This window comes from Promicromonospora noduliphila (assembly GCF_056951025.1).
The window spans coordinates 903,294-928,524 of the sequence record NZ_CM167806.1; the positions used below are offsets into that span (position 1 = coordinate 903,294).

A 25,231-nucleotide genomic window follows, 5' to 3' on the forward strand; every position below is an offset into this window, starting at 1 on the left:
ACTATAGGGCTGTGAAAGACGCGTGGAGCTCCGACGAGGTACGGAAGGCCGAAGAGCCGCTCATCGCCGCAGGTGAGCCGCTCATGGCCCGGGCGGCGTACGCCCTGGCCCAGGTGGTGCTCCGGGAGGTCGCGGCCCGGGTCGGCGGGCGACCGTCCGCCCGCGCGGCCGACCGCCCCGGTGCCGTCCGCCTGCGCGGCAGCCTCGGTTCCGACGGGCTGCCCGGCACCGCCCGGGTGCGGCCGGTCGCGGCCCGCCCCGGCCGCGCGGCCGGCGCCCGCGGCGACGTGCGCGGTACGCGCGCGCTCCTGCTCGTCGGCCCCGGCAACAACGGCGGCGACACCCTGTTCGCCGGCGCGCACCTCGCGCGGCGCGGCATGTCGGTGACGGCGGTCCTCGCGTCCGCCCGCGCGCACGACGCGGGCCGCGCGGCGTTCGAGGCCGCCGGCGGGCGCGTCGTCACGCTCGCCGACCTGCGGGTACCGTCCGTCGTCGAGTCCGCCCGCACGTCCGACGTCGTGCTGGACGGCCTGGTCGGCGTCGGCGCACGGGGCGCGCTGCGGCCGCCCGCCGGCGGCCTCGTGCGCGCGCTCGCGGAGGCCCGCGAGGCGGCGGGGAAGGCGTGGCCGTACACCGTCGCCGTCGACATCCCGAGCGGCATCGGCGTGGACGACGGCGTGGTGCTCGGCCCCGTGCTGCCCGTCGACCGGACGGTGACGTTCGGCGCGCTCAAGCGGGGCCTCCTCCTGCCGCCCGCCGCGCACCTCGCCGGCGAGGTCGAGCTGATCGACGTCGGCTTCCCCGGCGCGGCCGACCAGCGGGCCGGCGCGACGCAGCGGCTGGGGGCCGGCAGGCACGCGATGGGCGGAGCGGACACCGGGTCGGACCGCGTGCTGCGGGTCGAGCCCGCCGACGTGGCCGCCCTGTGGCCTGCGCCCACCGTGCACGACCACAAGTACACGCGGGGCGTGGTCGGCGTGATCGCGGGGACGGAGACGTACCCGGGCGCCGCGGTGCTCGCGACGTCGGGCGCCGTGCAGGCGGGCGCCGGCATGGTGCGCTACCTCGGGCCCGAGGCCGTCGGCACGCGCGTGCTGCTCGCCCGGCCCGAGGTCGTCGTCGCGGGCGGCCGCGTCCAGGCGTGGGTGCTCGGGCCCGGCGTCCCCGCCGTCGACCCGGACGAGGGACCGGACGACGACGGCCAGGCGCGCCGGATCTTCGGGGCGCTCGCTGCCGTGACCGGCGTGCTGTCCGAGGACGTGACCGGCGGCAGGACGCCCGCCGTGATCGACGCGGGCGGGCTCACGATGCTGGAGCACCGGCTCCCGGCCTGGGCCGTCCTGACCCCGCACGCGGGCGAGCTCGCCGAGCTGCTGCAGGGTCTCGGGCACGAGGTCGACCGGGCCGCCGTCGAGGCGCGGCCGCTGCACTGGGCGCGCACGGCACACCACGCGACCGGCGCGACCGTGCTGCTCAAGGGCGCGGTCACGCTGGTGGCCGGCCCGGGGGCGACGTACGCGCAGGCGGACGCGCCCGCGTGGACCGCCACCGCAGGGGCCGGCGACGTGCTCGCGGGCATCCTGGGCACGCTGCTCGCGGGCCGCTCCGCCGACGTCGTCGCCGACGAGACCCTGGCCGCGCGCCTCGCGGCCGTCGCGGTGCTGGTGCACGGCCGGGCGGCGGCGCGGGCCTCGGCGGGCGGTCCGGTCGCGGCGCTTGAGATCGCCCGGGCGGTGCCTGCCGTGGTCGCAGAGCTGCTGGGTTCCTGAATCCCGCGGCGCTCGGCATTCCAGGGATATCTGCGAATGCATGGGATTTCGGCATGCCTGAGATGTACTGAGTGAAGCTGGAATTTCCCGTATCACACCCTCGCCCTGCACGATTCATCTCTTGTCATAGACTCCCTGACGCGTCCCCATGGATATTCATCTGAGCGTCGAATAGGGGTGTGCGTGCTATCAAGCTACGGGCCTTCCGTGGTGGTGCCATCGGCGTTGTCGTCGGAATGGCAGAGCCGGGCGGGCAGCAGGGGGAGGGACCACGTGGTCCACGGGCGTGATCGAGAGCTGCGGGTCATCGGGCACTTCGCCACCGACCTGGACCCGACGGTCCTGGTCGTGCGGGGGCTGAGCGGGATCGGCAAGACCGCGACGGTGCTCCACGCGCTGAAGCAGGTGGGTGCCGGATCGTCGGCGGTGCGGGTGGTGCGGCCGTGCTCGCCACGGCCCTCTGCCCACGACCTGGAGAACAGCCGGCGCATCGACCTGTCGGCCTGGTCGGTACCCGACCACCTGGAGCACGACGGCGACTTCGACGCCGCCGGGTTCCTGCGCGCCGTGTCGGCCTGGGCGGCCGAGGACGGCGGGGAGACGGGGCCGCGCGTGCTCTTCGTCGACGACGTCGGCGTGCTGACCGCCGACCGCGCGCGCTGGCTGCAGCACCTGGCGGACGAGGCCTACGGGCAGGACTGGCGCGTGATCGCCGCCGTGCGGAGCATCGCCGTGGAGACGCTCTCCGACGACGTCGAGGTGCTCGAGCTGGGCCCGCTCGACCGGGGCTCCCTGCGCCGCGTGCTCGACCTGGAGCTGAGCATCCCGGTGGCCGCCGACGTCGTCGAGCACCTGCGCTGGTGGAGCGCGGGCAACCCGCGGCTCGCGCTGGAGCTCGCGGGGTCGCTGAGCGTCGCGGAGCTGCGCGGGGACACCTCCTGGGCCGGGCCGGACGCCGTCGGCCCGGCCGCCCGGCGCGCCTACCGCGCGATGCTGGCCGGTCTCGACCCCGCGACGATGACCGCGCTCGCCGCGGTGCCCCTTGGCGGCCCCGACATGCTCCGCAGGGACGGGCGCTCGACCGTGCGGCACCCGCTGCTGTCCCTGCTGTGCCGGGAGGCGCGCGGGGCGGACGGCCATGCCGACGGCCACGAGGCCCACCCGGTGGACCGCGACGTGACGGCGCCCGGCGCGGCGGTGCGCATCCTCGACGGGCTGCACCTGGCCGAGCTGCCCGCACGTGCCTGGGCCGTCGTGGCGGCGGCGCCGGACCCGCGCCTCGCGGCGCGGGCGGCCGGGGTGTCGCTGATGACGGGCCGCACCTGGGTGGACCACAGCGACGGACCGCTGGTGCCGGACGGCGTCGGCCCGGAGTGGACGGACCACCTGTGGTGGCGCGACCCCGACGACGTCGACCGGGCGGCCCGTGCGGCGGGCGCCCGCGTGGCGACGACCCTGCTGCGCCTCGAGGACACCGGCGACCTGCCGGACCCGGGCGCGCTCCGGGCGGACCTGCGGCAGATCGGGCCCACGCTGGGCCAGGACTGGGTGGGCGTCGACATCCAGGTGCGCGCCCTGCTGATGCTGGGCGACGTGGTGGGCGCGCGCAGCCTCCTGGCCGACCACTCCGGTGACTCGTCGGCCAGGACCGTGGCGGAGATCGTGGCGCGGGACCTCGCGGCGGCCCGCGTGGCGGCGTTCGACGGGCGCGCCGTCGACGTCCGGACGCACCTCGCGCACGCGGTGGAGCTGCGGCCCTCGGTCGACGAATGGCTGCCGGCCCGCGGGCTGCGCGCGTCGGCCGACGCCGTGATCGACGGCACGGTGCCCGCCAGCACGATGCCCGCGCAGGCCGGTAGCTGGTCGGCGCGGGCGCTGGGTGAGTACGCCGCCGACCTCGGCGCCGCGCACCTCGTCGTCGGACAGGCCGAAGGGGCCGTTGCGCTGCTGACCATCGCGCTGGAGCACTGCGCGTGGCCCTACCGGGGCCGCGTCCAGGTCCGGTGCGACCTCGTGGAGGCGGTCATGGCGTCGACGCCGCCGGCCCAGGTGGGCCCGCGGGCCCAGCGGCTGCTCGAGCCGCCCGTCGCGGCGGAGGAGCGGTCGGCGGTGGACGTCGCCGCCGCCTGGTCCCGCCTCCACGCGCTCCTGGCCGACGAGGGCGTGCCGTCGCCGACCTTCGAGGCCGCGCTGCACGCCCCGCCCGCACCCATGTCGCCCTGGCAGCGCGTGCGCACGCTGGTGGCCTACGGCCGGTACGCCGCGACGCGCGGGGGGCGGACGACGGGCACGGCGCTGCTCGACGAGGCCAGGACGCTCGTGCGGCTGTCGGGGATGGCCGGGTGGCTGCGCGGTATCGACGTGTTCCTCGCCGAGGCGAACGCGAGCGGCGCCGCGGACCCCGAGTGGGAGGTGCTCGGCCGGCCGGAGCGGGAGATGGTCCGGCTCGCCGTGCACGGCGCGACCAACTCGCAGATCGCGCAGGCGACGTTCGTGTCGGAGCGGACCGTCGTGAACCGGCTGCGCCGCGCGTACGCGACCCTCGGCATCCGGGACCGCCGGGACCTGGTCCGCCTCGCCGAGACCCGGCCGCCGGCCTGGCTCGCCGGCGGGTGACGCGCTCGAACGCAGATTTTCACCCGTCATAGGGGCTACTTTTCACCCGGCATTTCGGACGTCTTTCACTTCTCTCCGCCATTACGCCAGCGGTTGCCTCGGCCGCGCTTGTGCTCGCGCAGAACGCACGTGGAGTTGCGTTCTGTTGCGTCAGCGCACGATTACGGCCCTGCCTGGCAGGAGGCTGAGAAGCACTGTTCCCTGAGGGCCGGAGCCGGTGTGTATTGCGCCACCGCCCCGACGAACCGGACGTGATCACGTACCGATCCGGACGCTTTTCTCTCAGCGCGAATGTGGAGGAGTGAGTTCTTTTGAACCGAACGCTAGTACCGTCACGCCGACGTCGGAGGGGTGGCGTCCTGGTACGCCGATCCCTGGTGACGGTCGCGGCGACGGCAGTCGTGGTCACGGCCACCGGCTTGCCGGCAGTCGCCGTTAACAACTACCCGGACGAGCCGTCGGAGGCCGCTGCGAGCGTCCTCGACTCGACGCTCTTCCAGCGGGCGCTGCTCGCAGCCGCCTACTCGGACGCGGGCTCTGAGTCGAACCCGGGGCCGAACGAGGGCAACCTCAACGCCGAGCTGCTCGGGTCGGAGCTCATCAGTCTCGGTGACGTCGAGGTCCCCCTCGACGAGTTCCTGGACTTCGGCCAGCTCGGTGCGCTGGCCAGCAAGAGCGAGGCGTCGTCCCCAGTCGACGCGTACGCGGTCTCCGGCCTGGCCGGCGCCGACGGCGGCGTGACCCTGGACGGCGCGACCGAGGACTTCGGCAAGGCGTCCGTCGACGTGCTGTCCGTCGCGCGCCTGCTGGGCGTCGACGGCCTCACCGACCAGATCGTGGACCAGCTCCTGCTGGAGGCCGGCGCCGGTGCTGCTGAGGTCAAGGCAGAGGACGGCGTGATCCTGGACCAGGACGGCGTGGGTGGCCTCGGCCAGTACCGCGTGGGCGACCTGGACCTGTTCGTGCACTCGCCCCTCGTCGAGGACTTCGCCTCGTCGATCTACGACATCGGCGGCAGCATCGACACGACCGTCGAGAGGCTCGTCAACGAGAACCTCGACGACAGTGCGCTGACCGGCCTGTTCGACGCGGTCCCCGGCGTCCCGACGCCGTCGATCACCGTGGACAGCAACATGCAGGAGAACCTGTTCCAGTCCGTCGTGGGCGAGCCGATCACCTCGGCGAACCAGCTCATCACGATCGACCTGTCGACCGGCCAGCTGGAGATCCACCTGGACAAGCTGGTGGACAACCCCGACGAGACCGAGGGCGGTCTCAACGAGCTGCCCCCGAACTACGAGCTGGTCGACGACACGATCTACCCGCTGATCGCGGAGACCGTGCACGAGCTCATGGAGGAGATCACCAACATCCTCATCGGCGCGATCGAGGACTCGCTGAACTCGGTGACGATCAACATCGCGTTCTACGAGGAGGGGCCGCTGGGCACCCTCGACGTGTCGTGGTCGCTCCCGCTGGCCGACGCCGTGAACGGCAACTTTCCCGAGGCCGTGAACAACAGCACGGGCACGATGGCTCCGGTCGCCGAGCTCCTCGTCAACACCATCAACACGACGGGCGGTGCGCTCGCGCCGATCCTCGCGCCGGTGTACGACCTGATCATCAGCGACGAGGGTGACAAGATCTTCGACCTGCTGATCAACGACCTCAAGACCGACGGTCTCACCGCGATGAACCGCCAGCTGCTCTCGCCCGTCGTCGAGCTCCTGGCCAAGGTCATCTCGATCCAGATCAACCGCCAGGTCACGGAGACCTCCACCACGCCGGAGGGCGAGGAGGTCGTCAGCTCGCTCGACCTGTCGGCGCTCAGCATCGGCCTGCTGCCGGGTGACAACGAGCTCGGCCGGATCAACCTGGGTAACGCCGCCGTGCGCATCACGCCGGGCGGCGACGGCGGCCCGGGCGAGATCGACCCGTCGCTCACCGTGAACCCGGACACCGTGGCCCCCGGTCACTCGACCGTGGCCACCGGTGACGGCTACACGCCGGACTCGACCGCGACGGTCCAGCTCGAGGACGCCGAGGGCAACCCGGTGGGTGACCCGATCCCGGTCGAGACCGACGAGAACGGTGGCTTCACCACCGAGGTCCCGGTTCCGGAGGACGCGGAGCTCGGCGACTACACGGTCGTCGGCACCGACGACACCACCGGCGAGGCCGCTGAGGCTCCGCTGACGGTCGTCTCGGGCTCCGACATCTGCGCCATGGACCCGACGCTGACGGTCGAGCCGAGTGCCGCCTACCCTGGCGACACCGTCTCGGTCGTGGGCCAGGGCTTCCCGGCCGGCGTGCCGGTCGTCGTGCAGCTCCGTGACGCGGAGGGCAACCCGGTCGGCGACCCGATCACGGTCACCCCTGACGAGTCCTGCGGCTTCATCACGGACCTGACCGTCCCCGAGGACGCCGAGCCCGGCGACCACGTGGTCGGCGCGGAGCCCGAGGACGGCAGCGAGGGTGCCGAGGCGCCGCTCGAGATCCTCGACCCGGGCACGAACCCGCCGGGTGAGTGCACGGACCCGGCCATCACGGCCGAGCCGAACATGGTCGAGGCGGGCGACAAGGTCACGATCACCGGTACGGGCTTCCCGGCCGGCGTGGGCGTCACGATCCAGCTCCAGGACACCGAGGGCAACAACATCGGTGACCCGGTGCACGTGGTGGCCGACGAGGACTGCGGCTTCACCATCGAGATCACGGTTCCCGAGGGCACCCCGCCGGGCATCATCATCGTGGACGCCCAGCCCGACGACGGCAGCGAGGGCGCGCAGACGCCGATCGCCGTCTGCGAGTCGGTCGGTGGCGGCGACGGTCGTGAGCTGACGGCGTGGTTCGAGCACCCTGTCGTCGAGCAGGGTGACGAGCAGACCTTCTACGCGTCGGGCTTCGACGCTGGTGAGCTCGTCGTCGGCATCATCAACTCGGAGCCGCTCGCGCTCCCGGCCCAGGAGGCGGACAGCGAGGGCAACGTCCAGTGGACGTTCACGGTCACCGAGAAGCAGGAGGTCGGTACCCACCACGGCTACGCCATCAGCACGGTCAACGGCGACACCGCCATGGCCGAGTTCGAGGTCATCGCGGCCTCGGTCGGCGGCGGTGACGGCGACGGCGGTGCCGGTGACGGTGACGGCGACGGCGGTCTGGCCGCGACGGGTGCCAACGTGGCGGCCCTGATCGGCGCAACGGTGCTGCTCCTCGGCGCCGGTGCGGTCATGATCAAGCGCCGGCGCGAGATCGGCCAGGCCTTCGCCACCGCGATGGGCCGGTTCACGGACGACTCCCGAGCCGTCTGACGAGCTGAGTCTCTGACCCAGCAGGTGCCTCCGGCACGGCCGGAGTCTCCGATGCGGTAACGGCCGGCCCGGTGCGACGACGTCGCACCGGGCCGGTCCTGTCGGGCCGGTCCGCAGCGGGCCGGGGAACAAGATCTGAGGGGGAGACGTGCGCCAGGTGTCGCCGAAACGCCGGATGCTTCCGGCGATCATCGCGGCGGCCGCCATCGTCGCGCTCGTCGTGGCGGCGGTCCTGGTGGTGGAACGGGCGCAGCCCGCAGCCCCGCTCCCGCGCGACGAGGGCTCGGCGCCCGCGGGCGCGGTGGACCTGAAGTGTGCGGAGAACGAGCCCGTCGCGCAGGAGCTCGCCGGTGGTTCCACGTGGACCATGTGCTGGCGGGTCGACCCGAGCAGGGGGCTGGTGCTCGACGACGTGCACTTCACGCCTGCCGGGCACGAGCCGGTGCAGGTGCTCGCCGAGCTGTCGATCGGCCAGCTCGAGGTCCCGTACGACACCGGCCTGCGCAACACCGAGGACATCACCACGCAGGGCTTCGGCGGCAGCCAGATGATGACCCTCACCGAGACGGAGTGCCTGGGCGACCGGCTCGAGACCTACCTGCCGAACATCGGCGACGGCTCGATGGGCGGCGGTGGCGAGCGGCGGCCCGTGCTGTGCCAGGAGGTGGTCGACGGCGGGATCGCCTACCGCAGCAGCGACACCACAGGGACCGAGGTGGCCCGCCGCACCGACCTGCGGCTCGCGACCATCTCGAAGGTCGGCTGGTACGAGTACGTCAGCCAGTACACCTTCGGCAGCGACGGCAGCATCCGGTCCGACCTCGGTGCGACCGGCGACCTCTCGCCGGAGGACTACGGGAACGACCCGGCCCACGGCTGGCCGGTCGGCCCGGGCGAGACGGACTACGCCACCAGCCACTCGCACAACGCCGTGTGGCGGGTGCACTGGGCGCTCGGCGGGCGCGGCGGCCAGGTCGTCGAGCAGTACGACGCCGCGCCGACCGGCGAGCAGGGGCCGCGGTCACCGCTCGTCGAGGGCCGCCTGACCCGGATCTCGCACGAGGGCACGGCCACGGCGGCCGACCGGCGCTGGTGGCGCGTGGTGAACCCGGACGTGGTCAACGAGGACGGGCACGAGATCTCCTACCAGGTGGACCTGGGCGCGACCACGCCGTTCGAGCTCACGCAGGACCACCACCACGGCGACGGCGGCACGGGCGGGTACACCATCGCGTTCACCGAGGCGGACGACTGCCAGCTCTTCGCGACGGCCAACACGGAGGGCACCTGCGGGTCGGGCGTGCTCGACTTCGCGCAGGACGCCGCCGAGCTGTCCGACGTCGTCACCTGGGTGGCCGTCGGGTTCCACCACGTCGCGCGCGACGAGGACCAGAGCCCCATGGAGATGCACTGGCAGGGGTTCACGCTGACGCCACGCGACCTGACGGCGCAGCGGGTTGCCCCGCCGTCGGCCCGCGAGCACGTGAACGGGAAGCCCAGCGAGACGCACTGAGGCCGCCCCGGCCGCTCAGGCTCTCCGTGCCTCCACCAATGTGCGGCGGCTGTGGCAGACGAACGAGCCGTGCTCGGCGATGTGGTCGTACAGCGCGTGCAGGCGGTCGCGGTACCGGTCCACCGAGAAGTCGGGCACCGTCCACAGGACCTTGCGCAGGAAGTGCACGACGGCGGCCAGGTCGAAGAACTCCACCCGCGTCAGGGCGTCCTGGAGCTGTACCAGGTCGAGGCCCGCGTCGGCCACCGTGGCGCTGACCTGGTCCAGGTACTCGGCGTCGTGGTTCTCCTGCGGCCCCATGAGGAACTCGTACAGCGCACGGTTCGAGCCCGCGCCGACCTCCTGGACCAGCAGCGTGCCGCCGGGCGCCAGCACCCGCGCCGCCTCGGCGTACGGGAACGAGACCGGGTGGCGGCTCAGGACGAGGCCGAACCGGTCGTCGTCGAAGGGGAGCTGCGCACCGCCGCCGTCGACTAGGGTGACGATGCCGCCGAACGGCCGCAGCGCGGCCGAGGCGAGCGAGTGGTTGGGCGCCCAGGCCTCGGTGGCCCGCACCACGCCGGGGACCCGGTCGGCCAGTCCGAGTGCTTCCGCGAAGACCTCGCCGCCGCCCGTGTCGACATCGAGCACGGCGTCGACCTGACCCAGGCGCTCGCCGCACAGCCTGACGTAGCCCCAGCCAGGGCGTTCCTCGGTGGCCCGGCCCGCGAACCACGAGAAGTCCCAGCCGTCGGTCGGGATGGCGAGCCCTTCCGCGATCTCCTGCGCGAACGTCATGCCGTCGACGCTATCCGGCGGAATCCCCCGGCCACCAGCCGATATCCCCCAGCGGGGGGAGGGAGCGCGCGTCAGTCGCGGGGCAGGACCATCTCGACCTCGTCGGGGAACGGCGCGTACTCCGCTGCCTTGGTGCGGCCCGTGCGGCGCCAGCCGAGGTGCTCGTAAAAGCCGATGGCCTGGTCGTTGTCGGCGAGGCACCAGAGGCGCGGGTCGCTCATCCCGGCGACCGCCCGGTCCATCGCGGCCCGCGCGAGGCCGGTGCCCCAGCGCGAGGGGTGCACGGCCAGGTGCCGCAGCAGCCGCTCGTCGTGTGCGACGAAGCACGCCAGGCGGGCGCCACCACCCGGGCGAGCGGCGCGGCCGTCGTCGTCCAGCACGAGGATGCGGACGCCCGGCTCCGCCAGCGCCGCCTCCCACTTGGCCAGGACCTCGTCGGACGGGAACGGGTACAGGCCGGGCGGGAAGATGTGGCCGAGGGCCGCGATCCCGGCGGCACGCTCCACCTCGAGGAGCGCCTGCGCGTCCTCGGGTGTGGCCTGCCGGAACGGGTTCGGATCCATTGCCCCAGCGTACGACCCAGCCCGCGCCGGGGCACCACCGCACGAGGCGTCCGGCGAGGGCCGGTCCCCGCCCGGGTGAAGTTGGTCTGCAACATTTCCTCGAAGTGCTGTGACCTCCAGGAGATCCGCGCGTCAAGGGGGCATGGATAAAGCATTCAGTGCGGTGATGTCCCGCCTCTCGGCGCTCGATACGCTCTCGCTTCGAGTGAGTCAGGACTGGCTCGCGTTCGGCCTGGATCGGGTGGACGTGCTGGTCATCGACATTCTGACGGTCAGCGAGCTCACGGCTTTGTCGCTGGTGAGCACGCACCGGCTGTCTTTGGAGGAGCCTGATCCGGGCCGGGAGCTCGGCCTGACCAAGGTCTGGACCGGTTGGTTGGGGGACGCCTCTGATGTGGTGCCGGTCGCGATGCGGCTCACGCTCGCGGGAGGCGACGGGTGACGCGGGGCCCGGATTGTCAGCGCGGCAGGTGCGCCTCGATCTCCTCGATGATCGCCGGGTCGTCCGGGACGGTCTTGGGCGCGTACCGCCGCACCTCGCCGCCGGGCAGGACCAGGAACTTCTCGAAGTTCCAGCGGATCCTGCCGGAGTGGCCGGTGGCGTCCTCCGTCTTCTTGAGCTCGACGTAGAGCGGGTGCGCGTGGCGGCCGTTCAGCCGGATCTTGTCGAGCACGGGAAACGTGACGCCGTACGTCATGGAGCAGAACTCGGCGATCTTCTCGTTCGTGCTCAGCTCCTGCAGGAACTGGTTGCTGGGAAAGCCCAACACCGTGAAGCCCCGGTCCTGGTACTTCTTCTGCAGCTTCTCCAGGGTCTCGTACTGCGGCGCCAGGCCGCACCGCGAGGCCACGTTCACCACCAGCACGACGTCGTCCCTGTGGTCGGCCAGCGAGATCTCGGTACCGTCCATCGTCTTGAACGGGATGTCGTAGAGGGTCACCCGACCATCCTCCACCCGTTGCCCTGGTCGACGGAACCCTTCGCGCAACACTAAGTACCTGCCGGGTTAGGTTGACGGGGTGACCCACCCCGCGCCGGGCGCCCGCCGCACCCCCGGCCCCGCCAAGCACCGCCCCCCGCTGCCCGTGCGGGACGGGCTCAACCCCACGCGGCTCGTGCTGCCGCACGACCCCGACGTCGTCGCACGGTTCCCCTTCGCGCTCGACTACCTCCTGGACCGCTTCCGCGACGACGCGGACCGCCTGCGCGAGAAGCTCGCCCTCGGCGAGATCGTCACCGGCCACGGCGAGCCGCTCACCCCGGCGACGCCCTACGAGCCGCGCGGCTTCCTCTACCTGTACCGCGACCCGCCGGCGCACGAGGAGCCGATCCCCTTCGAGCCAGAGGTGCTCCACCGCGACGACGACCTGCTGGTCGTGGACAAGCCGCACTTCCTGGCCACCATGCCGCGCGGGCGGTGGGTGCGAGAGACCGCCCTGGTGCGGCTCCGGGTGGCCCTCGACCTGCCGGACCTCGCCCCGGCCCACCGGCTCGACCGCGGCACGGCGGGCGTGCTCGTCTTCACCGTGCGGCCGGAGGTGCGCGGCGCGTACCAGGAGGCGTTCGCCCGCCGCGAGGTGCGCAAGGTCTACGAGGCGGTGGCTCCCCTCCCGCCGTCCGGCGGTGCGCCCCGGCCCGGCGACGCGCGGGCCGACGGCGTCCGGGTCGCCCTCGGCGAGCCCGTCACCGTCCGCAGCCGCATCGTGAAGCGCCGCGGCGTCACCCGCGCCGAGGAGGTGCCGGGGGAGCCGAACGCGGAGTCGCTCGTCACCCTCGTCGCCGCCGACGACGCCCGGGGGCTGGGCCTCTACCGCCTGGAGCCGCACACCGGCAAGACCCACCAGCTCCGGCTGCACCTGGCGTCGCTCGGCCTGCCGATCCTGCACGACCCGTTCTGGCCCGTGCTCCGCGACACCGACCCCGACGATTTCGGCCGTCCCCTGCAGCTCCTGTCCCGTTCGCTCGAGCTCACCGACCCGCTGTCCGGGCGGCCGCGCCGCTTCGAGTCCCGCCGCACGCTCGCCGAATGGACCCGCCGGCCGCCGGCGTAGGCGTCAGACCCACCTCACCCGAAAGACCTCTACGGCTGACAGGTACGCCGGGATCCGACAGGTGCGAGAATCGACGGGATGAGCACCACCCCCGACTACCCCGCCCGCGCGGTCGTCGATCTCGACGCGATCCGCGACAACGTGCGCGCCCTGCGGACGACGGCACCGACCGCGCAGGTCATGGCCGTCGTCAAGGCCGACGCGTACGGGCACGGGCTCGCGCCGGCGGCCCGGGCGGCGGTCGCGGGCGGCGCCACCTGGCTGGGTACGGCCCAGGGACGGGAAGCGCTGGCCGTCCGCGCCGCCGTCGGACCCGGACCGCGCGTGCTGACCTGGCTGCACACGCCTGGCGCACCCTTCGCCGACCTCGTCCGCGCGGACGTCGACGTCGCCATCGCCGGCGCCTGGGCCCTCGACGAGGTGGCCGACGGCGCGCGCGTGGCCGGTCGTGCCGCGCGCGTGCACCTCAAGGTCGACACCGGGCTCGGCCGCAACGGCATCATGCCGGAGGACCTGCCGGCCGTGCTCGACCGCGTGGCGGCGCTGCGGGCGGAGGGCGCGCTCGACGTCGTGGGCCTGATGTCGCACTTCGCGCTCGCGGACGAGCCCGACGACCCCTCGGTGAAGATGCAGACCCACGTCTTCGAGGACACGATCCGGACGGTCGAGGCCGCCGGGATCGACCTCGAGGTGCGGCACATCGCCAACTCCGCCGCGACCCTGACCAACCGCGCGGTGCACTACGACCTCGTGCGCCCGGGCATCGCCGTCTACGGGCTGTCGCCCGTCCCGCACCTGGGCGTGCCGGGCGACTTCGGCCTGCGTCCGGCGATGACGCTGGAGGCGCGGCTCGCCACGGTGAAACGGGTGCCCGCGGGCCACGGCGTCTCCTACGGCCACTTCCACACCACGGAGCAGGACACGGTGCTCGGCGTGATCCCGCTCGGGTACGGGGACGGCATCCCGCGGCACGCGTCCGGCGGCTCGCTCGGCCCCGGCGGTCCGGTCCTGGTCGGCGGCGGCGTGGACGACGTCGCCGCGCCCGGCGCCGGACCCGGCACCACCCGCGTGCTGCGCGTCGCCGGCCGGGTGTGCATGGACCAGATCATGCTCGACCTGGGCCCGTACGCGTCCGAGCAGGCGGGCGACGTCGTGACCCTGTTCGGGGCGTCGGACGGGCTGGCCCGCGCCGGCGCGCCCAACGCGGAGGACTGGGCGCAGGCGGCAGGCACCATCAGCTACGAGATCGTGACGCGCCTCGGGGCGCGCGTCCCGCGCGTGTACGCGGGCACGGCAGGAAGGGAGAGCACCGGTGAGTGATGCGGGCGGGACGACGACGTCGGAGGCGGTGACGCTGGAGCTGCCCGACGCCGACTCGACGCGTGCCCTCGGCGCCGCGGTCGCGGGGCTGCTGCGCGCGGGGGACCTGGTGATCCTCACGGGTGAGCTCGGCGCGGGGAAGACGACCCTGACCCAGGGCATCGGCGCGGCGCTGAACGTGCGCGGCCAGGTCGCGTCGCCCACGTTCATCGTGGCGCGCGAGCACCCGCCGCTGCCGCGGGCCGACGGGACGCGCGGGCCCGGGCTGGTGCACGCCGACGCCTACCGGCTCGGCGGGCTGGGCGAGCTCGACGCGCTCGACCTGGACTCGTCGCTGGAGGACTCCGTGACGGTCGTGGAGTGGGGGCGCGGCCTGGCCGAGACGCTCGCCGACGACCGGCTGGAGATCGACCTGGAGCGCCCGCGGGGCGCGGCGACCGGCGGCGCGGACGAGGACCCGGAGGCGGGAACACGCACGGTGACGATCCGTGCGGTGGGGCCCCGCTGGGCGGGCGTGGACTTGGGGGCGCTGCGGGGCTGAGGCCGGGCAGCCGTGATCGGTAATCCGTCACATGATCGGCAGCCCGGAATACCGATCACCTGACGGATTGTCGACCACAACCCCTGGAATGCGCCGTAATAGGCTGGGCGGGTGGCCGTTCTTGCTCTTGATACCTCTGCAGCCGTCGCCGTCGCGCTCCTCGGGGAGGACGGCGCGCGGCTCGCGTCTCGGGCCTCCGACGAGCGGCGCAGGCACGCCGAGTCGCTCGCGCCCCTGATCACGGAGGTCCTCTCCGATGCGGGGATCGAGCGCACCGACCTGACCGCCGTCGTCGCCGGTACGGGGCCCGCCCCGTTCACGGGGCTGCGGGTCGGCCTGGTCACGGCGCGCACGCTCGGGCTCTCGCTCGGCATCCCCGTGCTGGGTGTGCCCAGCCTGGACGCCCTGGCCGTGCAGGCCGTGAGCGACCTGGGCCTGACGCCCGGCGCCGAGATCCTCGCCACCTCCGACGCGCGCCGCAAGGAGGTCTACTGGGCGCGGTACCGCGTGGTCGCGCACGAGGGCCCGCACGGCGTCCCGGTCGTGGACCGGCTCGCGGGGCCCGACGTCGACCGCGCCGGCTTCGTCGCACAGGCGCAGCTTCCCCCGCCCGACGCCGGGGGCGAGCAGCCGCCCGTCGTGATCGGCGAGGGCGCGATGCTCTACCCGGAGTTCCTCCCCGTGGCGGACGACGCGCCACTGGTCCCCGACGCGACGGTCCTGGGTCGCCTGGCGCTCGTGCGCCGGGCCGCCGGCGAGGACCTGCCGACCGAGCCCCTGTACCTGCGCCGTCCGGACGTGCACGAGCCGGCGGCCTCGACGGGCTCCACGGCCGGGACCGGCTCAGCCACGGCGGTGCCGGCCGGAGGCGCCGCATGATCACCGAGGTGCGCCTGCGCCCGCTGCGCAATGCCGACTTCGACCGTGTGCTGGAGTTGGAGCGCCAGCTCTTCGGCCGGGGCGCCTGGACCTACGGGATGCTCGCCGACGAGCTCGCCGCGCTCGGCCGCTGGTACATCGTGGCGGAGCCGGAGCGGCTCGACCGCGCGGGCGAGCAGCCCGTCGTCGGCTACGCCGGCCTGTGGTTCGACGGGGACGTCACGCAGATCATGACCATCGGCGTCGACCCGGCCGTGCAGCGGCACGGCGTGGGGCGGCAGCTCATGACGGCGCTCATCGAGCGGTCGTGCAAGGTCAAGGCCGAGGCGGTGCTGCTGGAGGTGCGGGTCGACAACCTGCCGGCCATCCAGATGTACCAGGACTTCGGGTTCCGGATCCTGGGCGTCCGCAAGCGCTACTACCAGCCCGAGGACAAGGACGCCTACACGATGCGCCTCGAGCTGGCCGACGCCCCCGACACGACACAGGACGCACCGGTGGACACGCCTGACGACGCGCCGGAGGACGCGGCGTGAGGCGGCCGTCGAAACTACCTACTCGAACCTGCTCAACGTACTAATCCGAGCTAATCCGAGCCTCGGATTAGTACGTTGAGCAGGTTCGGTCAGAGGATCGGGCGCAGACGACGAAGGGTCGCGCACTGTGAGGGAACGAGTTCTGGTCGACGCCGCCACGCTGGCGGCGGACCTGGGGATCGGCGGTGGCGCCGACCCCGTCGAGGGCGGCCCGCTCGTCCTCGACGTCCGCTGGGCGCTCGGCATGACCGACGGCCACGCGCAGTATCGCTCCGGGCACATCCCCGGAGCCGTGTACGTGGACCTGGAGACCGAGCTCGCCGCTCCGGCGTCGGCGGCGGCCGGGCGGCACCCGCTGCCCTCGGCGTCGGCGTTCCAGGAGGCTGCCCGCCGGTGGGGCGTCTCTGCCGACTCCCGCGTCGTGGTGTACGACTCGGTCGGCGGTACGTCCGCCGCCCGCGCCTGGTGGCTCCTGCGCTACTTCGGCGTCGCGGACGTGCGCCTCCTCGACGGCGGTCTCGCCGCCTGGACCGCGGCAGGGCGCGCCCTCGAACCGGGTGACGTGACGCCCGAGCCGGGCGACGTCGTCGCGCGACCGGGCGGGATGCCCGTCATCGACGCGGACGACGCGGCCGCCCTGGCCGACGGCGAAGGTGTGCTCCTCGACGCGCGCGCCGCCGAGCGCTACCGGGGCGAGGTGGAGCCCGTCGACCCGCAGGCCGGGCACGTGCCGGGCGCCGTCAGCGCGCCGACCACCGAGAACCTGGGCGCGGACGGCAGGTTCCTGTCGACCGGTGACCTCAAGCGCAAGTTCGGGAACCTGGGCGTCTCGACCGGCCCGGCCGCCGACGGGACCGGCCGCACGGTGGGCGTGTACTGCGGTTCGGGCGTGACGGCGTCGCACCAGGTGGCGGCGCTCGCCGTCGTCGGGATCGAGGCGGCGCTGTACCCGGGCTCGTGGTCGCAGTGGTCGAACGACCCTGCGCGTCCCGTCGCGACGGGGGCGTGACAGCGGGACGAGGCGCGACGGCGGGACGGGGCGTGACGGCGGTCAGACGGTGACCGTCGTGAGCGGCATCGACGAGTCCACCGGGATGTCGAGGCGGCTCGGCGCCACCCCGGCACGGACGACGGCGGAGCCCAGCGCCGCGATCATCGCGCCGTTGTCGGTGCAGTAGCGGATCGGCGGGATGCGCAGGTCGATGCCGGCCTCGGCGCAGCGCTTGGCCGCCATCTCGCGGAGCTGGCTGTTGGCCGAGAACCCGCCGCCGATGACCAGCGTGTCGATGCCGTGCGTGTGGCACGCGGCGATCGTCTTGGCCGTGAGCACGTCGGCGACGGCCTCGGCGAACGACGCGGCGACGTCGTGCACCGGGATGTCCTGCCCGGCGTCGGTCCGGGCCTCCACCCAGCGGGCCACCGCCGTCTTGAGGCCCGAGAAGGAGAAGTCGTAGGCGTGCTTGGCCTGGTCCTTCGCCGCGGTGAGGCCGCGCGGGAACCGGATGGCGGTGGGGTCGCCCTCGCGAGCGAGGCGGTCGATGTGCGGGCCGCCGGGGTAGGGGAGCCCGAGCAGGCGACCGACCTTGTCGAAGGCCTCGCCCGCCGCGTCGTCCAGGGTGGAGCCGAGCTCCGTGACGTCGGTGGCGATGTCGTCGACCAGCAGGAGCGAGCTGTGGCCGCCGCTCACCACGAGCGCCATCACCCGCTCGGGGAACGGCCCGTCCACGAGCTGGTCCACGCACGCGTGCCCGATCACGTGGTTCACGCCGTACAGCGGCTTGTTCAGGCCGATCGACAGGGCCTTCGCGGCGGACGCGCCGATCGTGAGCGGCCCGACGAGTCCGGGGCCGGCGGTGACCGCGACGGCGTCGACCTGGCCCAGGTCGACGTCCGCCTCACCCAGCGCCTTCTGGATCGTGGGGATCATGGCCTCGAGGTGGGCGCGGCTGGCGACCTCGGGGATGATGCCGCCGTAGCGGGCGTGCTCCTCCATCGAGCTCGCCACCGCGTCGACCAGCAGCTCGTCTCCACGGACCAGCGCCACGCCGGTCTCGTCGCAAGAGGTCTCGATGCCGAGCACCAGGGGTTCTGCCATGGGCTCCAGCCTAATTCCTCACCTCGACCGGTGAGATCCGCACGACCCGGTGGCCGGCCGACGTGTGCCACGTCACGGTTGAATCTGGAAATGTACGCGGCAGCAACTTGTTGTGGCGGGTATGACTGAGACCGTTCTCGAGGCCCCGGGCCTCGCCATCGACGACGCGACCGCCGACCGCCTGTTCCGCACCGCGCGGACCGTGACGACGTTCGCCGACTCCGACGTGACCGACGAGCAGCTCGCCGCCGTCTACGACCTCATCAAGTGGGGTCCGACGATGATGAACACGAGCCCGCTGCGCGTGCTCGTCGTCCGCACGCCGGAGGCCCGGCAGCGCCTCGTCGCCAACGCGCCGGAGGGCAACCAGGAGCGCATCGCGAAGGCGCCGGTCACCCTCGTGCTCGCGTACGACACCGACTTCCACGAGCACCTCGACGTGCTGGTCCCGCACATGCCAGGCGCCCGCGAGATGTTCGCCGGCGACGCCGGGGCGCGTGCCGAGGCGGCCCGCACCAGCGCGCTGCTCCAGGCCGGGTACCTGATCGTCGGCCTGCGGGCCGCAGGCCTGGCGGCCGGTCCGATGCACGGGATCTACGACGCGATCGACGCGGAGTTCTTCGCCGAGAACGGCTGGAAGAGCTTCCTGGTCGTCAACGTCAGCGCGGCAGAGGGTGCCGACACCACCCGTCCGCGCGCACCGCGCCTGAGCTTCGACGACGCCGCGCAGGTCGTCTGACGGCGGCCCGGCCCCGGCCGCTGGACGGTCGGGGCCGGTCAGCCGAGCCTGCCGCGGGGAGCGGCAGGGCACTCGTCAGCCGCGCCCCGACCGCCCGGACCCGGTCAGCCCACCAGCGGCCGCCCGGCCCGCATCTCCTCCACCATCGAGCGCACCACGGGCACCAGGTCGCCGTCGTGCGCCGCCGCCACCACCTGCTGCCGCCGGTAGGAGGGCCCGGCGCGGACGATGTCCCGCACCCCGGCCAGCTCCGCGGCGCAGCCCAGCCGCTCCGCGACGGGTTCGAGCTCGACCATCAGCTTGGCGATCGAGTCGACGACCGACCCCTGGTTGCCGTCGGCGTCCAGGATGATGGTGGCGTCCAGGCCGTAGCGCGCCGAGCGGAACTTGTTCTCGGCCACGAACCACGGCGGCAGCGCGGGCAGGGTCCGGCCCTGGTCGAGCTGCGTGGACAGGTGCTCCACCAGGCAGTGCACGAGCGCCCCGAGCGTGAGGGCCTCCGTCAGGTTGGTCGGTCCGTCGCACACCCGGACCTCCAGCGTGCCGAGCGTCGGCGAGGGGCGGATGTCCCAGTGCACCTCGTTGAACCCCTCGACGGCGCCGACGTGCAGCAGGTCGCCCGCGTACGCCTCGAGCTCCTGCCACGTCTCGAAGGCGACGGGCAGCCCGGCGCTCGGGATCTGCTGGAACAGCAGCGACCGGTTCGAGGCGTACCCCGTGTGCTGGCCCGCCCAGTACGGCGACCCGGCCGACAGCGCCTGCAGGTGCGGAAAGTAGGGCAGCATGCCGCGCATCAGCGGCAGCGCCTTGTCGCGGTGCTCGATCCCGACGTGCACGTGCAGCCCCCAGATGATGAGCTGCGCGCCCCACACCCCGGTGCGCTCGCGGATGCGCGCGTAGCGCGCCTTGTCGCCGATCTCCTGGTCGGCGGCGCGCGCGAACGGGTGCGTGCCGCCGCCCATGAGGTCGAGGCCCAGCGGGTCGGTCACCGTCCGCACCCGCTCGATCGTGCGCGTGAGATCCCGGCCCGCGTCGGCGACCGTGCGGCAGACGCCGGTCACCAGCTCGATGGTGTTCTTCATGAACTCGCCGGTGACGTGCGGGGGATAGCCGTCGGCGTCGCCGCCCTGCGGATTGCCGGCGTCGCGCGCGAGGGCGTCGAGCACCTCCGGCCCGGCCTGGGACAGTTCGGCGGTGCTGGGCTCGACGAGCCCGATCTCCCACTCGAGGCCCACGGTCGAGCGTGGGGATTCGCCGAAGCTGAGCCGCGCCGGCGAGCTCATGCGGCTCCCAGGGGTTCGACGAGAAGTACCTGTTGGCTGCCTGCCACGCGTGTGAGCACGATCGTCGCCTCCTCGGTCCCGGTGAGCACGAGCTGCTTGCGAAGTTGTTCGGGCACGACGGCGGTGCCCCGCTTCTTGATCGTGATGCGCCCGACGTTCCGGTCGCGCAGGTAGGACTTGAGCCGCTTGAGGCCGAACGGCATCGTGTCGAGCACCCGGTATCCGGTGGCGATCGGAGCCTGCGCGCCGGCGGGCTCGGCGGGCCGGGCCGACGGCAGGTCGGCGCGGTCGTCCGTGGTGATGTACGCGATCGTCGGGTCCACGAGGCGTCCGCCCAGCTCGGCCGCGGCCTGGCCCACGAGGCCGGCACGGATGACCGCCCCGTCGGGCTCGTAGAGGTACTGGCCGACGCCGCCGACGTCCGGGTCGCCGCCGTCGCCCCGGACGGTGCGGCTGAGGGTGTGCTCCTTGCCGTCGTCGTCCGTGAAGGTGCGCAGCACGAGCGCCGAGCGGCCGGGGCCGTCCGGTGCGAGCGGACCGAACCAGAGGCCGGCCTCGACCACGTCGCCGTCGACGGAGACCCACTGGGTCTCCGCGTCGTCGGGTAGCCCGTCGTGCGCGATGCCGGGGCCCACCTTGATGCCGACCGCCGGCACCGCCTCGCGCAGCGCCCAGACGGCGTCGAGCGGGGGCTCGTAGGCCCGGGGGTCGAAGATGCGGCGGCTCTGGCCGCCCGCGCCGCCGCGCACGCGGCGGGCCGGGTCGGCGTAGACGCCCTCGATCCCCTCCGCACGCAGGTCCAGCGTGAGGCCGTCGGCCTGCCGCACCTCCGCCTCGGGGAAGTGGCGCAGGTTCCACTGCGCGATGGCGGCGGTGCACTCGTCCAGGTCGGTGGCGACGACGCGGAGCCCCGTCCCGGCGAAGGCGAGCGAGTCGGCGCCGATACCGCAGGTCAGGTCGGCGACGGCGGTGACTCCCGCCTCGAGATAGCGGCGGGCGTGCAGTGCGGCGACGACGAGCCGGGTGGCCTGCTCCAGACCGTCCGCCGTGAACAGCATCCCGTCCGCGAAGTCACCGAACTTGTCCCGGGCCCTGGCGCGCAGCCGGGACTGGGTCACGACGGCGGCCGCGAGGTCCGCCGAGACGCCCCTGGCGCGCAGCGCCGTGACGGTCTTCATCGCGTCCCGCTCGTCGTACGGTGGGAGGGAGCCAAGCAGCGCCCAGCCTTCGGGGCTGAGCAGTTTGCTTAGAATCGCCGCATCCATGGGAAGATCTTTCCACGTTTGTCCTGGTCATGGCGAGTAGCGCGACGCAACCTTTTCGTAGAGATGACGAGATCCCGGGGTGTGGGTGGTGCGGCGGCCGGGCGGTGTGTGAGCTGCCCCGCCCCGTTGGCACTCGCCTTGACCGAGTGCTAGCGCCGACCTAGATTTGGGGTTGTTCACCGCCGTGGATCCCGGTCGCCGGGGCCCGTGGCGGAGGACCCAGACGTTCGTGCCCGCCGGCACCCGCGACGACGGCGGACCGTCGAACGTTCGAGCCACTCAGTCAACCAAGCAGCCGATCTCTGATCCGCTCACGAAAGAGGAGGTCCGACGTGTCGGTCCCCATCAAGCCGCTCGAGGACCGGATCGTCGTCAAGGCTCTCGAGGCCGAGACCACGACCGCTTCCGGCCTGGTCATCCCGGACACCGCGAAGGAGAAGCCCCAGGAGGGCGAGGTTCTGGCCGTCGGTCAGGGCCGCATCGACGACAACGGCAACCGTGTGCCGCTGGACGTCGCCGTCGGTGACAAGGTGATCTACTCCAAGTACGGCGGCACCGAGGTCAAGTACGCGGGCGAGGAGTACCTGGTGCTCTCGGCCCGCGACGTCCTCGCCGTGGTCGTGAGCTGACTCCAGCCCACGCCAGGTAGTAATGAGGGCCCCGCACCACACGGTGCGGGGCCCTCATCGTGTCGTCAGGCGGAGACCGACTTGCCGGCGAGGATCGCCGACCGCTCGTCCTCGCTGAGCCCACCCCACACGCCGTACGGCTCGCGCACGCGGAGCGACTGCTCGCGGCACTGCATCATCACAGGGCAGGAGCGGCAGATCGCCTTGGCGGCCTCGGCGCGCCGGCGCCGGGTCGACCCCCGCTCACCCTCGGGGTGGAAGAACAGAGTGTCGTCCGCGTCGCGGCAAGCGCCCTGGTACTGCCATTCCCACAGCTCCATCACCGGACCGGGAAGCCTCGAGATCTCCGTCATGGCGAACAACTTACAAGTTGTGCAGAAGTTGTTCAAGGGGCAGTTTTTCGTCATGCGACCCGAAACGGGTCAGCCCCAAGCGCGTCAGTACTGACCGGATTTGTTCCGCTGTGAACCGAAATCGACCGAGATCGGCGGCACGCCGGTTTTCGCAGTGGCGCGGAGAGGGTCCGGTCGGCAGAATCGAGACCATGACATCTTCGCGACCCGCCCAGAACTCGGGCGGGTCACGTACTTCCAGCCCCGGACTGGCCGTCGCTGCGGTGGCCAGACGCCTCGGGGTCGCACCGGCGACCCTGCGTACCTGGGACCGCCGGTACGGGCTCGGCCCGTCGGGCCGCACGGCTGGATCGCACCGCCGCTACACCCCGGACGACGTCGCCAGGCTGCTCGTCATGCGCCGGCTGACCCTCGAGGGCGTGGCGCCGGTCGACGCCGCCCGCGCCGCCGTCGAGGCAGGGGACGCGGAGCTGGAGGTCGCCACCCGGAGCGCCCCGGCGCTGCCCACGGTGCAGGTGGAGGGTGAGCCGGGAGACGGGGCGCCCGAGTTCACCGAGAAGTTCCTTGGCACCATCGAGGCGCCGGCCGCGGGCAAGCAGGACGACCCGGCGCGTCCGGCGTCGGGCGGCGAACGGAAGGACGAGCCGCGCGGCCGCGGGCACCTGCGGGCCCTGCCCGGCGGCGCGGTCGGACGCGAGCCAGCCGCCCCCGCCGGGTCGGGGCCGCGGTCGGCCACGTCCCCCGCGCCGACGTCGGGCCGGGTGTCCGCCCTGGTCGACGCCGCCCTGGCGTACAGCAGGACCGCCTGCGACAACCTCCTCGCGCTGGGCCCCGACGGCGACCCCGCCACCTGGTGGACCGAGCTCGTGGAGCCGGCCTGGCTGCGGCTGTCCGAGCGGACGGTCCTCGCGGGCCCCGGCGAGATGCCCGAGGTGGTGCTCGCGACGGCGGCGCTGCGCGCGCTGCGTCACTACACCGAGGAGTTCGAGCGGGCGGTGGTCGAGGCCGGCGGCCCGCCGGCCAACCACCCGAGCCGGATGCGCAAGATCGTGCTGGTCTTCGCCGCGCCTGACGAGGTGGTGCCGCTCTCGGCGCACGCGCTCGCAGCGGCCCTGGCGGCGCAGGGCTCGATGGCGCGGATCGTCACCGGCCCCGCGAGCACCCACCGCTCGGTCGAGCTGGTCACGATGGTCCGCCCGACGGCGGTGGTGCTGGCCACCACGCAGAACAAGCCCGACCTCGACGTCGTGCACGCGGTGAACGAGAGCTACCCGGAGCTGCCGATCTTCGTGGGCCTGCGGGCCGACGCCGCCGCGACGGACCTGCCGTTCGGGCCGACGGTGCAGCGGGTGCGCTCGTTCACCGGGCTGCTGCACGAGGTGCTCGCCGTCATCAAGGCGAGGTGACGCACGCCTCTGGCCGGTACCACGCCCCGGCCGAGATCTGTGGCCGCACCGGCCGTAGACTTGCTGCATGACGGACCAGACCTCGCCGGCCGACCCGTTCGGTTTTCTCGGGCTCACCTATGACGACGTCCTGCTGCTGCCTGGTTACTCCGACCTCGCGCCGTCGGACATCGACACGACGTCTCGCCTGACGCGGGAGATCTCGCTCAAGGTCCCGCTGCTGTCCGCGGCGATGGACACGGTCACCGAGTCGGCGATGGCCATCGCGATGGCGCGCCAGGGTGGCCTGGGCGTGCTGCACCGCAACCTGTCGATCGAGGACCAGGCCTACCAGGTGGACCTCGTGAAGCGGACGCAGACCGGCATCATCACCAACCCCGTCACGATCGGCCCGGACGCCACGCTCGAGGAGCTCGACACCCTCGCGGGCCAGTTCCGGATCTCCGGCTTCCCGGTGGTCGACGCCGAGAACAAGCTGATCGGCATGGTCACCAACCGCGACCTGCGCTTCACGCCCGTCGCCGAGTGGGCCACCACCAAGGTGGACGAGGTCATGACGCCGCAGCCGCTGATCACGGGCCCGTCCGGCATCTCGCGCGACGATGCCACGCTGCTGCTGCGCAAGCACAAGCTGGAGCGGCTCCCGCTGATCGACCCCGACGGCCGCATCACCGGCCTCATCACCGTCAAGGACTTCGTGAAGTCCGAGCAGTTCCCCGACTCGTCCAAGGACAGCCAGGGCCGCCTGATGGTGGGCGCGGCGATCGGCTACTTCGGCGACGCGTGGCAGCGTGCCACCGCCCTGATCGAGGCCGGCGTGGACGTGCTGGTGGCCGACACCGCGCACGGCAACGTCCGCATGCTGATCGACATGGTCAAGCGGCTCAAGGCCGACCCTGCCACCAAGGACGTCCAGGTGATCGGCGGCAACGTCGCCACCCGCGAGGGCGCGCAGGCGTTCGTCGACGCCGGGGCCGACGCAGTCAAGGTCGGCGTCGGGCCGGGCTCCATCTGCACCACCCGCATCGTGACCGGCGTCGGCGTACCGCAGATCACCGCCGTGTACGAGGCGTCGCTGGCCTGCAAGCCGGCGGGCGTGCCCGTCATCGCCGACGGCGGCCTCAAGCACTCGGGCGAGATCGGCAAGGCCATCGTGGCCGGCGCCGACACCGTGATGCTGGGCTCGCTGTTCGCGGGCTGCGAGGAGACACCGGGCGACCTGGTGCTGGTCAACGGGAAGCAGTTCAAGTCCTACCGCGGCATGGGCTCGATGGGCGCCATGTCGTCGCGCGGCAAGAAGTCGTACTCCAAGGACCGGTACTTCCAGGCCGAGGTCACGAGCGACGACAAGATCGTGCCGGAGGGCATCGAGGGCCAGGTCGCCTACAAGGGGCCGCTGGCCACGGTGGCGCACCAGCTCATCGGCGGCCTGCACCAGACGATGTTCTACACCGGCGCGCGGACCGTCCCGGAGCTGCAGGCCAACGGCAGGTTCATCCGCATCACGTCGGCATCGCTCAAGGAGAGCCACCCGCACGACGTCCAGATGACGGTCGAATCCCCGAACTACAAGGGCTTCTGACC

22 protein-coding genes are annotated in these 25,231 nt (G+C 72.9%); 15 read left to right on the top strand and 7 right to left on the bottom strand.

Features of this window, described 5'->3' with window-relative positions:
- Nucleotides 1-11: 11 nt before the first annotated feature.
- From AC0QU1_RS03945 to AC0QU1_RS03960, 4 genes are all read left to right on the top strand, one after another.
- Nucleotides 12-1,769 (top strand): bifunctional ADP-dependent NAD(P)H-hydrate dehydratase/NAD(P)H-hydrate epimerase, encoded by a 1,758-nt coding sequence (locus AC0QU1_RS03945; RefSeq protein WP_483574502.1) that lies wholly within the window; start codon nt 12-14, stop codon nt 1,767-1,769.
- 273 nt (nt 1,770-2,042) lie between these two features.
- Entirely contained in the window at nt 2,043-4,385 is a 2,343-nt protein-coding gene (locus AC0QU1_RS03950) for a helix-turn-helix domain-containing protein (RefSeq protein WP_483574503.1), read from the top strand.
- A 377-nt stretch (nt 4,386-4,762) separates the two neighbouring features.
- Entirely contained in the window at nt 4,763-7,696 is a 2,934-nt protein-coding gene (locus tag AC0QU1_RS03955; protein WP_483574505.1) for a choice-of-anchor G family protein, read from the top strand.
- 157 nt (nt 7,697-7,853) lie between these two features.
- On the top strand, nt 7,854-9,209 hold the full coding sequence (locus AC0QU1_RS03960; RefSeq protein ID WP_483574507.1) for a copper amine oxidase: 1,356 nt from the start codon (nt 7,854-7,856) through the stop codon (nt 9,207-9,209).
- Nucleotides 9,210-9,224: 15 nt separating this feature from the next.
- On the opposite strand, the gene AC0QU1_RS03965 is transcribed toward AC0QU1_RS03960, so the two are convergent.
- A complete protein-coding gene (locus AC0QU1_RS03965) occupies nt 9,225-9,986 on the bottom strand; it encodes a class I SAM-dependent methyltransferase (protein WP_483574509.1) in 762 nt (253 codons plus the stop codon).
- Nucleotides 9,987-10,057: 71 nt separating this feature from the next.
- Nucleotides 10,058-10,549 (bottom strand): GNAT family N-acetyltransferase, encoded by a 492-nt coding sequence (locus AC0QU1_RS03970; RefSeq protein WP_483574510.1) that lies wholly within the window; start codon nt 10,547-10,549, stop codon nt 10,058-10,060.
- 142 nt (nt 10,550-10,691) lie between these two features.
- On the opposite strand from AC0QU1_RS03970, the gene AC0QU1_RS03975 reads away from it, so the two are divergent.
- Nucleotides 10,692-10,991, top strand: coding sequence for a hypothetical protein (locus AC0QU1_RS03975; protein WP_483574511.1), 300 nt, complete (start codon nt 10,692-10,694; stop codon nt 10,989-10,991).
- A gap of 16 nt (nt 10,992-11,007) precedes the next feature.
- Here the strand turns inward: AC0QU1_RS03975 and AC0QU1_RS03980 are convergent, their stop codons facing one another.
- Complete coding sequence (locus tag AC0QU1_RS03980; protein ID WP_483574512.1) at nt 11,008-11,490, bottom strand: glutathione peroxidase; 483 nt, start codon at nt 11,488-11,490, stop codon at nt 11,008-11,010.
- A gap of 79 nt (nt 11,491-11,569) precedes the next feature.
- Between AC0QU1_RS03980 and AC0QU1_RS03985 the strand changes: the two genes are divergently transcribed.
- From AC0QU1_RS03985 to AC0QU1_RS04010, 6 genes are all read left to right on the top strand, one after another.
- On the top strand, nt 11,570-12,601 hold the full coding sequence (locus AC0QU1_RS03985) for a pseudouridine synthase (protein ID WP_483574513.1): 1,032 nt from the start codon (nt 11,570-11,572) through the stop codon (nt 12,599-12,601).
- 78 nt (nt 12,602-12,679) lie between these two features.
- The gene (alr, locus tag AC0QU1_RS03990) at nt 12,680-13,921 is read left to right on the top strand and encodes an alanine racemase (protein WP_483574514.1); all 1,242 of its coding nucleotides are present in this window, start codon (nt 12,680-12,682) and stop codon (nt 13,919-13,921) included.
- Entirely contained in the window at nt 13,914-14,462 is a 549-nt protein-coding gene (tsaE, locus tag AC0QU1_RS03995; protein WP_483574516.1) for a tRNA (adenosine(37)-N6)-threonylcarbamoyltransferase complex ATPase subunit type 1 TsaE, read from the top strand. The genes alr and tsaE overlap by 8 nt, the downstream gene beginning before the upstream one ends.
- Before the next feature lie 111 nt (nt 14,463-14,573).
- Complete coding sequence (gene tsaB / locus AC0QU1_RS04000) at nt 14,574-15,341, top strand: tRNA (adenosine(37)-N6)-threonylcarbamoyltransferase complex dimerization subunit type 1 TsaB (RefSeq protein WP_483574518.1); 768 nt, start codon at nt 14,574-14,576, stop codon at nt 15,339-15,341.
- Complete coding sequence (gene rimI, locus AC0QU1_RS04005) at nt 15,338-15,877, top strand: ribosomal protein S18-alanine N-acetyltransferase (protein WP_483574520.1); 540 nt, start codon at nt 15,338-15,340, stop codon at nt 15,875-15,877. Before tsaB ends, rimI begins: the two co-directional genes overlap by 4 nt.
- A 127-nt stretch (nt 15,878-16,004) precedes the next feature.
- Nucleotides 16,005-16,886 (top strand): sulfurtransferase, encoded by an 882-nt coding sequence (locus tag AC0QU1_RS04010; protein WP_483574522.1) that lies wholly within the window; start codon nt 16,005-16,007, stop codon nt 16,884-16,886.
- Between the two features lie 42 nt (nt 16,887-16,928).
- On the opposite strand, the gene tsaD is transcribed toward AC0QU1_RS04010, so the two are convergent.
- On the bottom strand, nt 16,929-17,972 hold the full coding sequence (gene tsaD / locus AC0QU1_RS04015) for a tRNA (adenosine(37)-N6)-threonylcarbamoyltransferase complex transferase subunit TsaD (protein ID WP_483574524.1): 1,044 nt from the start codon (nt 17,970-17,972) through the stop codon (nt 16,929-16,931).
- 121 nt (nt 17,973-18,093) lie between these two features.
- On the opposite strand from tsaD, the gene AC0QU1_RS04020 reads away from it, so the two are divergent.
- A complete protein-coding gene (locus AC0QU1_RS04020) occupies nt 18,094-18,711 on the top strand; it encodes a malonic semialdehyde reductase (protein WP_483574526.1) in 618 nt (205 codons plus the stop codon).
- Nucleotides 18,712-18,815: 104 nt separating this feature from the next.
- On the opposite strand, the gene AC0QU1_RS04025 is transcribed toward AC0QU1_RS04020, so the two are convergent.
- Together AC0QU1_RS04025 and AC0QU1_RS04030 are read right to left on the bottom strand one after the other, a co-directional pair.
- A complete protein-coding gene (locus AC0QU1_RS04025; RefSeq protein WP_483574528.1) occupies nt 18,816-19,994 on the bottom strand; it encodes a glutamate--cysteine ligase in 1,179 nt (392 codons plus the stop codon).
- Entirely contained in the window at nt 19,991-21,259 is a 1,269-nt protein-coding gene (locus tag AC0QU1_RS04030) for a class I SAM-dependent methyltransferase (protein WP_483574530.1), read from the bottom strand. Before AC0QU1_RS04030 ends, AC0QU1_RS04025 begins: the two co-directional genes overlap by 4 nt.
- Before the next feature lie 332 nt (nt 21,260-21,591).
- Here AC0QU1_RS04030 and groES point away from each other — a divergent pair, with 332 nt between their 5' ends.
- Nucleotides 21,592-21,888 (top strand): co-chaperone GroES, encoded by a 297-nt coding sequence (gene groES / locus AC0QU1_RS04035; protein ID WP_253869104.1) that lies wholly within the window; start codon nt 21,592-21,594, stop codon nt 21,886-21,888.
- Nucleotides 21,889-21,953: 65 nt separating this feature from the next.
- On the opposite strand, the gene AC0QU1_RS04040 is transcribed toward groES, so the two are convergent.
- Entirely contained in the window at nt 21,954-22,241 is a 288-nt protein-coding gene (locus AC0QU1_RS04040) for a WhiB family transcriptional regulator (RefSeq protein ID WP_020016179.1), read from the bottom strand.
- Nucleotides 22,242-22,432: 191 nt separating this feature from the next.
- Between AC0QU1_RS04040 and AC0QU1_RS04045 the strand changes: the two genes are divergently transcribed.
- Both AC0QU1_RS04045 and guaB read left to right on the top strand, forming a co-directional pair.
- A complete protein-coding gene (locus AC0QU1_RS04045) occupies nt 22,433-23,647 on the top strand; it encodes a MerR family transcriptional regulator (protein WP_483574532.1) in 1,215 nt (404 codons plus the stop codon).
- A gap of 67 nt (nt 23,648-23,714) precedes the next feature.
- Entirely contained in the window at nt 23,715-25,229 is a 1,515-nt protein-coding gene (gene guaB / locus AC0QU1_RS04050) for an IMP dehydrogenase (protein ID WP_483574534.1), read from the top strand.
- Nucleotides 25,230-25,231: the final 2 nt, after the last annotated feature.

Excerpts from the sequence above, each read along its gene's own strand:
- guaB (WP_483574534.1), top strand. The coding sequence starts at position 23,715 with ATGACGGACCAGACCTCGCCGGCCGACCCGTTCGGTTTTCTCGGGCTC.
- AC0QU1_RS04040 (WP_020016179.1), bottom strand. The coding sequence starts at position 22,241 with ATGACGGAGATCTCGAGGCTTCCCGGTCCGGTGATGGAGCTGTGGGAA.
- AC0QU1_RS04025 (WP_483574528.1), bottom strand. The coding sequence starts at position 19,994 with ATGAGCTCGCCGGCGCGGCTCAGCTTCGGCGAATCCCCACGCTCGACC.
- rimI (WP_483574520.1), top strand. The coding sequence starts at position 15,338 with ATGATCACCGAGGTGCGCCTGCGCCCGCTGCGCAATGCCGACTTCGAC.
- AC0QU1_RS03975 (WP_483574511.1), top strand. The coding sequence starts at position 10,692 with ATGGATAAAGCATTCAGTGCGGTGATGTCCCGCCTCTCGGCGCTCGAT.
- AC0QU1_RS04030 (WP_483574530.1), bottom strand. The coding sequence starts at position 21,259 with ATGGATGCGGCGATTCTAAGCAAACTGCTCAGCCCCGAAGGCTGGGCG.
- AC0QU1_RS03965 (WP_483574509.1), bottom strand. The coding sequence starts at position 9,986 with ATGACGTTCGCGCAGGAGATCGCGGAAGGGCTCGCCATCCCGACCGAC.
- AC0QU1_RS03970 (WP_483574510.1), bottom strand. The coding sequence starts at position 10,549 with ATGGATCCGAACCCGTTCCGGCAGGCCACACCCGAGGACGCGCAGGCG.
- AC0QU1_RS04045 (WP_483574532.1), top strand. The coding sequence starts at position 22,433 with ATGACATCTTCGCGACCCGCCCAGAACTCGGGCGGGTCACGTACTTCC.
- AC0QU1_RS04020 (WP_483574526.1), top strand. The coding sequence starts at position 18,094 with ATGACTGAGACCGTTCTCGAGGCCCCGGGCCTCGCCATCGACGACGCG.
- alr (WP_483574514.1), top strand. The coding sequence starts at position 12,680 with ATGAGCACCACCCCCGACTACCCCGCCCGCGCGGTCGTCGATCTCGAC.
- tsaD (WP_483574524.1), bottom strand. The coding sequence starts at position 17,972 with ATGGCAGAACCCCTGGTGCTCGGCATCGAGACCTCTTGCGACGAGACC.